The organism is Jiangella endophytica, from assembly GCF_003427025.1.
In the GTDB taxonomy this organism is placed as follows: Bacteria; Actinomycetota; Actinomycetes; order Jiangellales; family Jiangellaceae; genus Jiangella; species Jiangella endophytica.
Genome location: NZ_QVAI01000019.1, coordinates 51,267 through 64,760 on the forward strand (window position 1 = coordinate 51,267; position 13,494 = coordinate 64,760).

The 13,494-nt window shown below is 72.5% G+C and carries 13 protein-coding genes; 4 read left to right on the forward strand and 9 right to left on the reverse strand.

Going from position 1 to position 13,494, the window contains the following annotated elements; genetic code table 11:
- Nucleotides 1-86: 86 nt before the first annotated feature.
- The 3 genes from DZA62_RS28805 to DZA62_RS28815 all read right to left on the reverse strand — a co-directional run bounded on the left by DZA62_RS28805 (nt 87) and on the right by DZA62_RS28815 (nt 2,560).
- The gene (locus DZA62_RS28805) at nt 87-1,664 is read right to left on the reverse strand and encodes a TROVE domain-containing protein (protein WP_116952402.1); all 1,578 of its coding nucleotides are present in this window, start codon (nt 1,662-1,664) and stop codon (nt 87-89) included.
- Between the two features lie 387 nt (nt 1,665-2,051).
- The gene (locus tag DZA62_RS28810) at nt 2,052-2,336 is read right to left on the reverse strand and encodes a hypothetical protein (RefSeq protein WP_116952403.1); all 285 of its coding nucleotides are present in this window, start codon (nt 2,334-2,336) and stop codon (nt 2,052-2,054) included.
- Complete coding sequence (locus DZA62_RS28815; protein ID WP_116952404.1) at nt 2,333-2,560, reverse strand: ribbon-helix-helix protein, CopG family; 228 nt, start codon at nt 2,558-2,560, stop codon at nt 2,333-2,335. Before DZA62_RS28815 ends, DZA62_RS28810 begins: the two co-directional genes overlap by 4 nt.
- A gap of 201 nt (nt 2,561-2,761) precedes the next feature.
- On the opposite strand from DZA62_RS28815, the gene DZA62_RS28820 reads away from it, so the two are divergent.
- Entirely contained in the window at nt 2,762-3,394 is a 633-nt protein-coding gene (locus tag DZA62_RS28820) for a hypothetical protein (protein WP_157987972.1), read from the forward strand.
- Between the two features lie 446 nt (nt 3,395-3,840).
- Nucleotides 3,841-4,347 carry a hypothetical protein gene (locus DZA62_RS28825; RefSeq protein ID WP_116952406.1) on the forward strand — a complete coding sequence of 169 codons (507 nt, stop codon included), beginning with the start codon at nt 3,841-3,843 and terminating at the stop codon, nt 4,345-4,347.
- A gap of 79 nt (nt 4,348-4,426) precedes the next feature.
- On the opposite strand, the gene DZA62_RS28830 is transcribed toward DZA62_RS28825, so the two are convergent.
- Both DZA62_RS28830 and DZA62_RS28835 read right to left on the reverse strand, forming a co-directional pair.
- On the reverse strand, nt 4,427-5,263 hold the full coding sequence (locus tag DZA62_RS28830; RefSeq protein ID WP_116952407.1) for a DUF4097 family beta strand repeat-containing protein: 837 nt from the start codon (nt 5,261-5,263) through the stop codon (nt 4,427-4,429).
- A 127-nt stretch (nt 5,264-5,390) separates the two neighbouring features.
- Nucleotides 5,391-6,545, reverse strand: coding sequence for a PQQ-dependent sugar dehydrogenase (locus tag DZA62_RS28835; protein ID WP_198664309.1), 1,155 nt, complete (start codon nt 6,543-6,545; stop codon nt 5,391-5,393).
- A gap of 41 nt (nt 6,546-6,586) precedes the next feature.
- Between DZA62_RS28835 and DZA62_RS28840 the strand changes: the two genes are divergently transcribed.
- Both DZA62_RS28840 and DZA62_RS28845 read left to right on the forward strand, forming a co-directional pair.
- Nucleotides 6,587-7,546, forward strand: a complete 960-nt coding sequence (locus tag DZA62_RS28840; protein WP_116952408.1) for a 2-hydroxyacid dehydrogenase — start codon at nt 6,587-6,589, stop codon at nt 7,544-7,546.
- A 36-nt stretch (nt 7,547-7,582) separates the two neighbouring features.
- On the forward strand, nt 7,583-8,674 hold the full coding sequence (locus DZA62_RS28845; RefSeq protein ID WP_116952409.1) for a WD40/YVTN/BNR-like repeat-containing protein: 1,092 nt from the start codon (nt 7,583-7,585) through the stop codon (nt 8,672-8,674).
- 111 nt (nt 8,675-8,785) lie between these two features.
- Here the strand turns inward: DZA62_RS28845 and DZA62_RS28850 are convergent, their stop codons facing one another.
- Genes DZA62_RS28850 through DZA62_RS28865 form a run of 4 tightly spaced genes read right to left on the reverse strand, consistent with a single transcriptional unit; the run spans nt 8,786 to nt 13,488 of the window.
- Nucleotides 8,786-10,918 carry an MGH1-like glycoside hydrolase domain-containing protein gene (locus DZA62_RS28850; RefSeq protein ID WP_116952410.1) on the reverse strand — a complete coding sequence of 711 codons (2,133 nt, stop codon included), beginning with the start codon at nt 10,916-10,918 and terminating at the stop codon, nt 8,786-8,788.
- Nucleotides 10,919-10,924: 6 nt separating this feature from the next.
- On the reverse strand, nt 10,925-11,695 hold the full coding sequence (locus DZA62_RS28855) for an HpcH/HpaI aldolase family protein (RefSeq protein WP_116952411.1): 771 nt from the start codon (nt 11,693-11,695) through the stop codon (nt 10,925-10,927).
- Nucleotides 11,696-11,713: 18 nt separating this feature from the next.
- Nucleotides 11,714-12,631, reverse strand: a complete 918-nt coding sequence (locus DZA62_RS28860; protein ID WP_116952495.1) for an aldo/keto reductase — start codon at nt 12,629-12,631, stop codon at nt 11,714-11,716.
- A gap of 26 nt (nt 12,632-12,657) precedes the next feature.
- Nucleotides 12,658-13,488, reverse strand: a complete 831-nt coding sequence (locus tag DZA62_RS28865; protein WP_116952496.1) for an ATP-binding cassette domain-containing protein — start codon at nt 13,486-13,488, stop codon at nt 12,658-12,660.
- Nucleotides 13,489-13,494: the final 6 nt, after the last annotated feature.

The window sequence follows — 13,494 nt, forward strand, 5'->3', positions numbered from 1 at the left end:
TGAGGTCAAGGGGTGCGTGGCCCGGGCGCGGTTCGATTCCTCGACGGGTGGTGCCGCCGCGGCGACACCACCCGTCGTCGGCCGTCCTAGAACGGCCAGCCGGCGGAGCGACCCTCCTCGAGCAGCCCGATCATCGTGAACGTGCCGTCGCCGAGGCCGCCGAACTCGTGCCGGTTCGCCCGTCCGGCCGCGAGCACCGTCGGCCGATACCCGCCGAGGTTGAACCCGTAGACCGGGACCTGCGCCGGGACGCGGGCGACCGCGTCGTTGCCGCCGGCGTCCGGGAACGTCTGCAGGTCGGTCACGATGACCACGCGGTCGTGTGCCCGGTACGTCGTCCGCAGCGACTCGGCGATGCGCGTGCCGTGACCGGCCTCGCCGACCCGCCCGCACAGCCGTCCGACCTCCGTCAGCAGCGACGCGGCCGGCGGGACGCGGTGGGCGAACACGCCGTCGGCGAACCCGTACAGGTCGACGTCGTTGCCGCGCTTGGCCAGCGCGACGCCGAAGACGGCCGCGGCCTCGATCGCCGACATGGACGATCGGGCCGACAGCGCCCGCCGCATCGACGCGGACGTGTCGACGAGCACGAGCGTGCGTCCCGCGAGCGCCGGCACGTTCGCCGTCGCCGCCTCGAGGGCGCGGTCCAGCGCGTAGGCCCACCGCAGCGACGGCGCGTTGCGGTAGGCGGCGACGAACCGGAACGGGAACTGCCGCGAGCGGCGCACCTCGCCCGGGTCGGCCAGCTTCGCCGCCACCCGCTCGGCGACGGCGTCGCTCACGCCGGCGTGGTCGAAGTTGCGCAGGTTGCGCAGCAGCGCCATGTAGCCCGTCGACGGGATGATCGCCTCCCACGCCGTCCGGCCCAGTGGCCCGCCGAGCCAGCCCGCCAGCGACTCCCACGTCACGCCCGCCGCGGCGAGCGTGTCGGCGTCGAGGTGCTGACGCCGCTCGCCGGGCGGGATCGCCTGCAGCGCGGTGTGCGCCGTGACGACCGGAAGTCGGGCCGTCGCCGTCGCCGTCGCCGTCGCCGCGCGGCCGTGCCGGCGGTCGAGCAGCCAGCGGAACAACGCCGACTGCGCCTCGTCGCGCGGCCGCACGTGGCACAGTTCGAGCACGTCGGCCATGCGCCAGGCCCGCGAGACGCCGTCGTACTTGAGCGCCGCCCGCTCGGTGTATAGCCGCCGCGCGGCGTCGGCGACGCCCCGCTTGATCGGCTGCGGCAGCGCCCGCCCGTACCGCGACGTGTAGTACGCGAGCACCTCGGCCGGCTCGTCGGCCCGCTGCAGAGCGCTGTCGACGACCCGCCGTCCGAACGGCCCGCCGGCGTGCACGTACTCCACCGCCGCGACGACCGGCGCCGACCGCAGGTTCGCGGTGTCGCGCAGCCACGGCACCAGCCGGGTGACCCACTCCGGGTCCTCGCTGGTGGCCGCGTGCACGAGGTCGCGGAACCGCTCGTCCCGGTCGGCGGCGCTCTCGTAGAAGGTGTCCTCACCGGCGAGGTTCGTGACGGCGAGCAGGAACAGCTCGCTCTTCACGTCGCGGACGTACGCGGGTGCGCCCTCGTGGGTGCGGGTGCGGACGTTTCGCAGCGCCCGGACGGGGCTCGTGAGCATCGCGGTGACACCGGTGGCCTTGCTGATGCGGTCGAACTTGCTCATGGGAGTGCCCTCCTTCCGGGCCGTCTTTCGGGGTCGCTGCCGAGAACTCGAGGTGAGCCGGGACGCGGCCGCGTGGCCGTCCCTCTCATCGGTGAAGTAGCCCGGCTCGTCGCATCGGCGAACGTGGGGCCAGGGCGAGAACAGAGGCGGCGAAGGCTCGTCGCTCTGCCGGTTGAGCTACGGCCCGCAGACCGCCGGGACTCGAACCCGGAACACACGATTCCGAAGTAGCCCTCGCCTGCGCATCGCCCTGGCGCTTTGGGGCAGCCGCATCGCCAGGCGAGTGTCGCCTGGTGTCCGCGGGGGATTCACGATGCGCTGCATGATGACAATGCTGCTGGTGGCGTCGTCCGGGCGCAACGGTTTATTCGGGCGCCGGGCCCTCGTTCAGTCGTCGTGCAGCAGGAACGTCAGATGGCGGCGGGCGTCGGCGAGCTGCCCCGCCGTCAGCGTCGCGACGTGCTGGGTGAGCCAGTGCCGCGGGTGCATCGCCAGCCGGTCGGCGAACACCGTCCCCGCACCGGTGGTGACCGCGAACGGCTCGAACTGCTCCGGCGCCGGCCCGACGACGGCCGTGACGACCTGGTTCAGCTGGCTGGAGTTGTAGATCGCGTTGCTCAGCACGATGCGCAGCGACCCGTCCTCGAGCCGCCAGATCTCGCCCGGGTTCACGAGGGGTTGCGCTGCCAGGCGAGTAGGTCGCGCAGTTGCTGGTCGCTCTCGGCGGCCTTGGGCCGGACCGGCCGGCCGGCCCGCTCGAGGAGCCTCCGGTAGTGCTCGCGGCGCAGCGCCCGCTCGACGAACTCCGAGCGGTTCAGCCCCGCCTGCCGCGCGTCCGCGTCGACGTCGGCCAGGGTGGACGGATCGAGGGTGACGGTCATCTTCTCCTTGGCCATACCAGCATCTTATCCGTCGTCTTACGGTCGGCGCCAGGGCGGCTGTCACGTTCGGGCTTCGGGAGGCACCTATAGATGACAGGACGGTTTGCGGCGAGTGCTCGGCCGCGCGTCGCTTGGTTGCCGGTCTTCCCGTGCCCGGCCGCCGCTCGCCGTAAGATCATCCGCTCGGTTCCTGGCCGCGCCCAGAAGGAGTGCACCTTGTTCACCACACGACGGGCGACGGCCCCTGCGGTGGCCGCGGCGGTCGCGGTTGCCGTGTTGCTGACTGCTGCTTGCGGCGGGGACGGAGACCCCCAGCCCCCGCCTCCCACTGCGTCGACGACCGAACCCGCCCTCACCGCGCCGCCGGCGCTCACCCCTGAGGAGCAGGCCGCGGCCGACATCGAGGCCACCTTCGAACAGCTCATCGCCGCCTGGGACGACTTCAAAGCCAGCGCCAGCGACTACGGTGATGATGCTGCGGCTGACCCTGCCTGGAATTTTGCGCTTGTCGAGTTGAAGATGCGGATGCTGGATGATGCGCAGATCGCGTTCCTCAACAGCACAAACGCATTCCTGAGTTCTGAAATTGAACAGGTTGGCCAGACGGTGGTCGCGGCCCTTGATGTCCGCAGCATCGAGTTGAGTGATGGTGGTTCTGCCAGCGCCCAAGGCTACGCATGCCTGGATCTGAGTGGACTGACATTCGTGAATTACAGCGGAGCTTCGGCTGATCTTCCGACCGAACCAAGCGCGTATCAGGAATGGACGTTTGTGAGCAGGCTGCTACCAGGTCGTGATGGCTGGTTCATGACGATGATCGACATAGAAGTGACCGAGGCGTGTCAGTGAGCGCGTCCTCCGCATTTTCCATTGTGTATGCTCTCGCTGCTTGCTCTTGGGGCCTCAATTCGGTCGCGGGTGAAGCGGCTCCTTTGGCGGCCGTTGCTGGTTGTCCTCTCGGGTCAAGCTGGAACGGCGTGTTCTGCGTGCCCGATGAGGATGGCTCGGGCGACGAGATTGCGACTGATTGCCATCAAAGCGATCCGCTCGTTCTGAATGCGCCGTGCTTGGTCGGCGACTACCAGTTCCTGGCCGCGCCGTTCGACTGCTACATCGGAGACATATCAAGTGACGTTCCTGCCGATGATCCGCGATGGGAGGGGCACACGCCGGGCGATGGCTCTGTCTACCGATGCATCAAATTGACTGCCGTGGGAGACGGCGGCCAGCCGACGTGGGGATCGTATCGAGACTTTTGGGCGGCTGAGGCGCCAGGGGAGCAAACGCCGGTTGTCGTGGATCCGGAGGAGGTGGCGCGGCAGGTCCTCGAGGGCATGGCCTTCGAGCCGCTGGAGCTCGGGTTGGCGCCGCGTCCGCTGGAGCAAGCGTCCACCAGCATCGGGCTGGTCGGCGCGCCGGTGTGGATGTGGGTGACGAACGCTGGGCCGACGACGTGGGGACCGGTGGAGGAGTCGGTCACGGTCGGCGGGGTGACGGTGACCGTGACGGCAGCGGTCGAGGGCGTCAGCTGGGACATGGGCGACGGCGGGAGGGTGATGTGCGAGACGCCCGGAGAGGCGTACCGGCAGGGCTTGGGCGTCCGGCCGTCGCCGAGTTGCGGGCATGTCTACGCACGGACCAGCGCCGACCAGCCCGGCACCGCCTACGCCGTCACGGCGACGGCGAACTGGACGGCGACCTGGGATGCGTCGACGGGCGCGAGCGGGACGCTCGAGGCGCCGCAGCCGGCCAGCACCGCCCACGTCCGCATCGGAGAACGTCAGGTCATCGAGACCGGCTGAACCGCGAGCCGGCAGGCGCCGGACGGACAGCCGGACGCCACCCGCCCGGACCGGCTCGGCCCGGGGACGAAGACCACGCTCAGCGAGCGCTCACCACCTCGACGGAGCCGGCGCTGGAGAAGGCGCGGATCTCGTGGCGCGCGCCCGGCACCGAATCGACAGTGACGAGCTCGCTGCCGACCGCCGAATCGGTCTCGACGTCGTAGGTGGCGTCGCCGGGCAGAGACACCCGTACCGAGCCGGCGCTGGACTCCGCGTCCAACGAGCGCGGCGGCGACACCGCCTCGATCTCCACCTCACCCGCGCTCGACGTCACCTTGACGACGTCGGCATCCAGTCCGCTCACCCGGACGGAGCCGGCGTCGGAGTGGGCGGTCAGCGGGCCGCGATGGTCCGACACCTCGATCGAGCCGGCGTCCGAGTCGAGCCACGTCGCACCGGACAGTCCCGACACGACCAGCGTCCCGGCGGACGCTTCGGCCGAGACGGAAGCCGACGACGGGACGGTGATCGTGACGTCGGACTCGCACCAGACGCCGAACAGGCCGGAGTCGCAGCCGCCGGTCACCCGGAGCACGCCGCCCGCCACCGAGTGCTCGATCCCGCCGTCGCGGCTCCAGCCGGACTTCACTGAGAAGTCCAGCCGGGTCTCTCCCGACGGCGACCCGACGATCTCGACGCGGCCCGAGGAGACGTCGATCTCGACGCGGTCGACCCGCTCAGCGACGGTCACCGAGTCCTGCGAGTGGGTGATCCACGACACCGCGGTCAGCCCGGCGAACGCCGCGGCGGCGATGCCGGCGAACGACAGACCCCGTCGCACCGGACGGCGACGAACGCCCGGCCCTTCGGGCGCTTCCACGCCGGGCCCGCTCATCACCGGCCCGCTCACCGCCGGCGTCGTCTCGTTGGCCATGGCTCAACGCTAGAACCGAATCGATCACCTGAGGCTCCGACTCGGTGACGATCGTCCCCTGATTCCCGGACCGGGGACCACCCTGACCACGAACGTCCGAAACGTCCCCCGACCAGGCCAAAGAACCCTAAGGTGTCAGCGTCAGCCGGAGGATCCGGTCATCGCCGGGACGGGCGTCGCCGCGGCCGTCGGTGTTGTTCGTCAGCACCCACAGCGTCCCGTCGGGCGCGACGACGGCGTCGCGCAGCCGCCCGTCGTCGGTCACGAAGGCCGCCGGCTCGCCCGCCGTCTCGCCGGAGACCGGCACCTGCCATAGCCGCTCGCCCCGCAGCGCCGCGACGAAGATCGTGTCGCGCACGTACGCGATCCCGCTCGGCGACGCCTCGGACGTCGGCCGCCACTCGACGACGGGATCGATGTAGTCGGGCGCGCCGCCGATGCCCTCGACGAACGGCCAGCCGTAGTTGCCGCCGGCCTGGATGAGGTTCAACTCGTCGGCCGACCGGTCGCCGAACTCCGACGCCCACAGCCGGCCGTCGTCGTCGAACGCGAGACCCTCGACGTTGCGGTGCCCGTAGGACCAGATCGGCGATCCGTCGAACGGGTTGTCGCCGGGCACGTCGCCGCCGGGCGTGATCCGCAGGATCTTCCCGCCCAGGCTCCCGAGGTCCTGCGCGTCGTCCGGATCGCCGCTCTCGCCGGTCGAGATGTACAGCATGCCGTCAGGCCCGAACGCCAGCCGCCCGCCGTCGTGCCGCGTCCCCGCGGGTATGCCGTCGATGACCACCGATAACTCGCCCAGCGCGCCATCGGAGTACGTCGTCCGCTGCACGACGTTCTGCGACCCCATCGTCGCGTAGACGTAGAGATCCGTCGGCGACGCGGGGTCGAACGCGAGGCCGAGCAGCCCGCCCTCGCCGCTCCCGTCGACCCCGGGCACCGGCCCGACCGGCGTCACCGTCCCGGCCGCGTCGACCAGCACGATCGTCGCCTCGTCGCGCTGCGTCACCAGGGCCTGCCCGTCGCTGCCGGGCACGAACGCGATGCTCCACGGGGCGGCCAGCCCGGTCACGATCTCCTCCGCCGCTGACGGCGTGACGGGTCCGGGCTGCGCGGCGGGTGTCGACGGCGACGGCGTCACCGGTGTCAGCGACGGCGACGGTGACGAGGACGCGGACGAGGAGGGGGACGGCGACGAGCCCTCGTCCGACCCCGACTCCGAGCAGGACGCGCCCGCCACGGCCAGCGCCGCGACCACCACGATCATCCGCCGGATGGACACCGCCCCATCGTGTCACGCACGCAGCGGTAGGTTCGAGGACCATGGTGGACGTCCTCATCCCGTTCCCCGCCGACTCATTGGCGCTGCCGCCCGGGCTCGACGTGCACGTCTGGGCCGGCGAACTCACCACGAGCACGGGACCCGACATGTTGACCAGTGCCGACACGACGGACATCCCGTCGCAGGACGTGCTGGACCGGATCGAGTACTACGTCATCCCGTACGGCTTCTCGCCGGCCGCCGTCGACCTCATCGAGCGGTTGCCCAAGCTGCGTGCCCTCCAGACGCTCACCGCGGGCTACGAGCACGTCCTGCCCCACGTGCGCGACGGGCTCACGCTCTGCAACGCGCGCGGCGTGCACGACGCCAGCACCGCCGAGCTCGCGGTCACACTGACGCTGGCGACGCTGCGCGGCATCCCCGCGTTCGTCCGGGCCGCGCCGACGGGCGAGTGGCTGCAGGGCTGGTACGACTCGCTGGCCGACCGGACGGTGCTCATCGTCGGATACGGCGCGATCGGCCGGGCGATCGAGGCGCGGCTGCAGCCGTTCGAGTGCGACGTGCTCAAGGTCGCCCGCACGGCGCGCGAGGGCGTCGCCGGCTTCGACGCGCTGCCGGAGCTGCTCGGCCGGGCCGACGTGGTCATCCTCATCCTGCCGCTGACCGACGAGACGCGCGGCATGGTCGACGCGGGCTTCCTGGGCCGGATGCGCGACGGCGCGGTGCTGGTCAACGTCGCCCGCGGGCCGATCGTCGACACCGACGCGCTGGTCGCCGAGGTCGGGACGGGCCGCATCCGCGCCGCCGTCGACGTCACCGACCCGGAGCCGCTGCCGCCCGGACACCCGCTGTGGACGCTGCCCGGCGCGCTGATCTCGCCGCACGTCGGCGGCCTGTCGTCGGCGTTCCTGCCGCGGGCCAGGCGGCTGGTGCAGTCGCAGCTGACGCGGCTCGCGGCCGGCGAGCCGCTCGCGAACGTCGTCGTCGGCCCCGGAGCCTGAGAACCGGCGTAATCTGGCCGGCGGGAGGCGATCGCGATGACTGACGTCCTGCTCGCCGTCGGCACGAAGAAGGGCCTCTGGCTGCTGCGCAGCGCCGACCGCCGGACGTGGTCGGTCGACGGGCCGCACTTCCTGATGCACTCGGTCGCCGCGTGCGCCGTCGACACGCGCGGTGGGCGCACCCGGCTGCTGGTCGGCGCGAGCAGCTCGCACTGGGGGCCGGGCGTCTCATGGTCCGACGACCTCGGTGCGACGTGGACCGAGGCGGCCGACGGCAGCGGCATCCGGTTCCCGGCCGAGGCCGGCGCGTCCGTCGAGGCGGTGTGGCAGCTGCGGCCGGACACCGAGGCCCGGCCGGGCGTCGTCTGGGCCGGTTCGCAACCGTCGGCGCTCTGGCGCTCCGACGACGGCGGCGAGACGTTCGGGCTGGTCGAGTCGCTGTGGAACCACCCGCACCGGCCCACCTGGGAACCCGGGTTCGGGGGCCAGGCCATTCACACCGTCCTGCCGCACCCGGCCGACGACCGGCGCGTGCTCGTCGCGATGTCGACCGGCGGCGTCTACGTCACCGACGACGGCGCCGCCAGCTGGTCGCCGTCGAACACCGGTATCCGCACCGACTACCTGCCCGGCGAGCCGCCGGAGTACGGGCAGTGCGTCCACAAGGTGTCGCGCGACGCGGCCGACCCGGACCGCTTGTACGCGCAGAACCACGGCGGCGTCTACCGCTCCGGCGACGGCGGCGCGACGTGGCAGCCGATCGACGGTGGGCTGCCGGCCGACTTCGGCTTCCCGATCGTCGCCCATCCGCGGCGCGGCTCGACCGCATGGGTGGCGCCGCTGATCGCCGACGGCGAGCGCACGCCGCCGGAGCGGCAGCTGCAGGTCTGGCGGACCGACGACGGCGGCGGCAGCTGGTCGCGGTCGGCGGACGGGCTGCCCGGCGGCTTCTACGGGGTCGTGCTGCGCGACGCGATGTGCGTGGACGACGCCGACGGCGCGGCCGGCGTGTACTTCGGGACCCGTGACGGCTCGGTCTACGCCAGCGCCGACGAGGGCGAGACGTGGACCGAGCTGATCCGGCACCTGCCCGACGTGCTCTGCGTCCGCGCCGCGACACTCGCCTGACCACGGCGAGGCGCGGCGGGGCCGAGGCGCGGCCGACGCACGGCCGTGCTGACGCGCGGCGGTGCCGACGCACGGCCGTGCTGACGCGCGGCGGTGCTGAGACGCCGGGCGTCAGCTCAGCGGGACGGTGAGCGGGGCGAGCCCGGACGCCGCGGCGACCTGGACGCCGTCGACACTGACCCGCAGCCCGTGCTCGCGGTCGAACGCGACGTCGACGGTGCGCCCGGCGACCCGCACGCCGCTCAGCGCGAACCACGTCAGCCCGATGTCGAGCGGGTCGACGGTGACGGCGTCGGGCCCGGCCTCCAGCCCGGCGACGTACCGGACCAGCAGGTCGATGACGTAGGAGTGCAGGTAGTCGACCTCGTCGCTGATCGGCTCGCCGGTCTCGCTGTTGTAATGCTCGACGAGGTATGGGGTGCGGCCGTCGCGCTGCTGGAAGTGCAGCAGCGCGTACGAGCGCAGCAGCCGGCCGAACTCGGCGTCGTAGCGATGCCCGAACCGCCGGCTGGTCGCACCGAGGCCGTCGATGACCACGCTGTTCGTGTAGGGCCAGGTCGGGCCGTTCCAGGAGCAGCCGTTGCGGCCCTTGACGAACACGCCGCGCCAGTCGCCGGCAGGGCTGTAGACGGGGGAGCCGGGCGCGGTGGACGGCAGCGGGGCTCCCGTGCCGAACAGCCGCAGTGCCTCCTCGAGACCGGGCAGGTGCTCGTCGCCGACGATGCCGGCCCAGTACGGATAGAACCCGACGACGTTGCGGACCATGGCCTTCTGGTCGGTGCCATGGTGCAGGTCGTAGAAGAACCCGGTGCCGGCGTCCCACTGCTTCGCCAGCACGTCGGCCGCCACGGCATCGGCGAGTGCGTCGAACTCGGCGTCTCCGCCGACATCGAGCAGTCGGCTCAGAGCCGCGACCCCGCGGGCGTTGCGGTAGTGGTAGATCGCGCGGTCGACCCGCTTCAGCGGGGTGTACCCGGACCGATCGCGGGGGTCGGCGGGGTAGTCGTGGAAGGCCCAGTAGCTGGGCTGGTACTCCTTGCCGGTCAGGATGTGCTCGGTCTCGATCGGCAGTTCGTCGCCGCCGGTGGCGAGCTTGCGCCGTTCGCCACGCACCTGTGCCGCCAGTGAGTCGCGCATCGCCGCCACGCCGTCGGCGTCGCGGTGCACCAGGGCGTACTGGTAGCTGGCCCAGCCAAGGAAGTTGGCGTAGGCGTGGAACTCGTCGGCGACCGTGCGGCTGCGGAACAGGCCGTCGTCGCCCTGAGCGGCACGCAGCGTGCGCCAGAGCCCGGCGCCGAGCGACGGGTCGGGGTGCCAGCGCGCCTCGAGCAGGTGCATCGGGCTGGACAGCGGGATGAGCTTGCTGAACTCCCAGCCGACCGGCTCCCACGGCGTCTTCGTCATCTTGTGCGCGCGGCCCTCGTAGAACAGCGCGTCGGGTAGCCCGCCGACGCCGGGGACGGCGAGGTTGTGCCGCAGCAGGAACCAGCGGTAAGCCCACGTGCGGGTCAGCACCGGATCGCTGCAGCTGAACGACGGGACGAGGTCGAACCACCGCTGGTAGCTCTGCTCCTGCCGATGAATGACGGGGTTGGGTGACACCTCGCCCGGGGTACTGCCGACGACAGCCGGGCGCCCGTCGCGCCCGTCTTCCGCGTCGGCCAGCACGCCGTCGAGCCGGCGCGCCAGGTCGTCGCGGCTCTCCGTCGCCGCGAGCCCGAGCGCCGCCGCGACGACCACCTCGAACCGTTCACCGGGGCCGACCGTGACGCCGTCCCACAGCGCCGGCTCCGACGACCGCACCAGCGCGAGCACCGTGAACCCGTGCCTCTCGACCGCCCGCGCGCCGAACCCGTCGGCGCCGATCCAGGACCGGTCGGTCTCGAGCCGCAGCGTCACCGGATCGGCGCTCCGGTTGGTCCACACCTGCCTCGACACCGCGCAGTCGTCCCAGGTGACGAACTTGTCCTCGGCGAACTCGACGCCATGAACCGAGACGGCCGACACCGTCAGCCGGCTCGGCCGCCAGTGGGCCTCCCACGGTTCCGGCAGGTCGGCGCCGGTCACGGTGAACAGCAGCGGGATGTTGAGCTTGTGCACGAGGTCGATCGCGCCGGCGAAGCCGGGCCGCTGCTCCAGGTAGTCGGCCCAGAGCCGCGCGCCGGTGGGGCCGAGCAGCAGCGTTCCGGGCCGGGTGCGCAGTCCGCGCCGCCCGGTGACCAGCGCGTCGTCGATCGACTCCATGGAAGGTCAGCCCCGCGCCGCCGCCAGGTGCGCCGCCGCGGCCTGCTCGAGGTGCACGAGGTCGGAGCTGACCGTCGCGAACGTGAACCCCTGCCCCAGCCGCCGCTGCGCGGTCGCGCCGTCGGGGCAGTGGATGCCGGCCGCGACGCCCTGTGCCGACGCGGCCGCGGCGACCCGGCCGGCCGCGTCGTCGAGCTGATCGGCGACCGCCGGATCGGTGGACGACGCGCCGCCGAGCGCGAGCGTGAGGTCGGACGGCCCGACGTAGACGCCGTCGAGGCCGGGCGTCGCCGCGATGGCCTCGACATTCTCCAGCGCGGTCAGGGTCTCGATCATGACGACGCAGAGCACGTGCGCGTTGGCCTCGGCCGGCGCCGGCCCGATGCGCAGGCCGGCCCGCATGGGGCCGTAGCTGCGGCCGCCCTGCGGCGGGTAGCGGCAGGCCCGGACCGCCGCGGCCGCCTGCTCCGCGGTGTCGACCAGCGGGACGATGACGCCGTGCGCGCCGGCGTCGAGAGCCTGCCCGATGGAGGTGAGGTCGTTGGCCGGTACCCGGATCACGCCCGCGCTGTGCCCGCCCGCCTCGATCGCCAGCAGCGCCGCCAGCCAGCCCTTGTAGTCGATGAGGCCGTGCTGGGCGTCGACGCCGACGTAGTCGTAGCCGAGCCGGGCGATGCGCTCGGTGCCGATGGGGTTGTCGGTGGCGATCCAGTAGCCGATGGAGCGCTCGCGGCGGCGGATGCGCTCGACGGCGTCGAACGCGGCGGAGGTGGTCACAGGCGGTACTCCAGACTCTCAGCGGTTGTAGGCGGGCATCGGGCCGCGCAGCCGGCGGCCCACATCGTCGCAGCGTTCGACGATGTCGGCGGGGAGCGGCCCACGAGCCAGCGCCGCGAGGTTCGCCGTCAGGTGCCCCGGCTTCGAGGCGCCCAGCAGCACCGACCCGACCACCGGCCGTGACGCCAGCCAGCGCAGTGCCAGCTCCGGCAGCGCCACCCCGGTGTCGGCCGCGATGGCCGACAGCGCACCGACCGCCTCGAACATGCGCGGGTCCCAGTAGCGCTCGCGGTACATCGGGGAGAGCCGCGACGTGGCGAACCGGCCTTCGTCGGGCGCGGTCTCGAAGGTGTAGCGGCCCGACAGCAGCCCGCCGCCGAGCGGGTTGTAGACCATGGTCTCGATGCCGCTGGCCAGTGCGAACCCGACGTACTCGTCGTCGATGCGGCGGGCGACGAGGTTGTAGAGCTGCTGCGCGACGACCGGGCCGGGCAAGCCGGCGGCCGCGAACAGCCCGCGCAGCTCGGCGATCTGCCAGGCGGCGTAGTTGGACACGCCCACCCGGCCGATCAAGCCGTCCGCCGCCAGCGCCGCGACCTCGGCGACGGTGTCGGCCAGCGGCGTGGCGGGGTCGGGCTGGTGCAGGTAGAACAGGTCGACGTGGTCGAGCCGGAGCCGGCGGAGGCTGCCTTCGAGGCTGGCCCGGAGCGCCCGCGGCGACAGCGGCGGCGCGTCGCCGGCGTCGGGGTGCGGGATGCCGGCCTTCGTCGCGACGGTGAACAGCCCTGGTCGCTGCGCCAGCAGGTCGCCGAGCATCTCCTCGGTGGCGCCGCCGGCGTAGCCGTTGGCGGTGTCGATCTCGGTGACCCCGGCGTCGCGGGCGAGGTCGAGCAGGCCGGCCGCCGTGTTGCGGTCGACGGTGTCGCCGAACGTCATGGTGCCCAGGACGGCGCGGGGGATGGTCACGAGGCGGCTCCTGCGGTGGTCGCGGGTGCGAACAGCCGCGGCTTGCGGCCGGTGATGAGCGCGGGGTCGAGGGCGGCGCGGCGCAGCCGGCGGGTGTAGTCGTGCTGCGGCCGGCTCAGCACCTCGTCGGTCGGGCCGTGCTCGACGAACCGGCCCTGGGACATGACCGCGACCTCCTGGCTGATCTCGCGCACCACGCCGAGGTTGTGCGAGATGAACAGGTACGCGATGCCCTCCTGTTCCTGCAGCTCACGCAGGAGGTCGAGCACCTGCGCCTGCACCGAGACGTCGAGGGCGCTGGTGGCTTCGTCGCAGATGAGGATCTTCGGCCGGCTGGCCAGCGCCCGGGCGATGCCGATGCGCTGGCGTTGCCCGCCGGAGAACTCGGGCGGCCGGCGGTCGGCGTGCTCGGGTTTCAGGCCGACGCGTTCGAGCAGCTCGACGGCCTGGCGACGGCGCTCGCCGCGGTCGCCGACGCCGCGCAGCCGCAGCGGTTCGGCGACGATGCCGGCCGCGGTGAGGTGCGGGTCGAGGGAGCCGTACGGGTCCTGGAAGATCATCTGGATGTCGCCGCGGAGCGGACGCAGCTCCTTCTCGGTCAGCGTCGCGAGGTCGCGCCCCGCGTAGCGGATCGAGCCGGCGGCCGGCGTCTCCAACCGCACCAGCGCCCGGGCCAGCGTGGACTTCCCGCAGCCGGACTCGCCGACGACGGCCAGCGTGCGGCCGGCCGCGAGGTCGAAGCCGACGCCGTCGACGACCCGGTTGTGGTGGCCGTGGGTGGTGAACTCGACGGCGAGGTCGCGCACGGAGAGAAGCGGATCGCTCATGCTGCT

Bases quoted from the DNA above. Each gene is read 5' to 3' on its own strand.
- DZA62_RS28850 (WP_116952410.1), bottom strand. From the start codon at position 10,918: ATGGAGTCGATCGACGACGCGCTGGTCACCGGGCGGCGCGGACTGCGC.
- DZA62_RS28815 (WP_116952404.1), bottom strand. From the start codon at position 2,560: ATGGCCAAGGAGAAGATGACCGTCACCCTCGATCCGTCCACCCTGGCC.
- DZA62_RS28805 (WP_116952402.1), bottom strand. From the start codon at position 1,664: ATGAGCAAGTTCGACCGCATCAGCAAGGCCACCGGTGTCACCGCGATG.
- DZA62_RS28860 (WP_116952495.1), bottom strand. From the start codon at position 12,631: ATGACGTTCGGCGACACCGTCGACCGCAACACGGCGGCCGGCCTGCTC.
- DZA62_RS28845 (WP_116952409.1), top strand. From the start codon at position 7,583: ATGACTGACGTCCTGCTCGCCGTCGGCACGAAGAAGGGCCTCTGGCTG.
- DZA62_RS28830 (WP_116952407.1), bottom strand. From the start codon at position 5,263: ATGGCCAACGAGACGACGCCGGCGGTGAGCGGGCCGGTGATGAGCGGG.
- DZA62_RS28865 (WP_116952496.1), bottom strand. From the start codon at position 13,488: ATGAGCGATCCGCTTCTCTCCGTGCGCGACCTCGCCGTCGAGTTCACC.
- DZA62_RS28840 (WP_116952408.1), top strand. From the start codon at position 6,587: ATGGTGGACGTCCTCATCCCGTTCCCCGCCGACTCATTGGCGCTGCCG.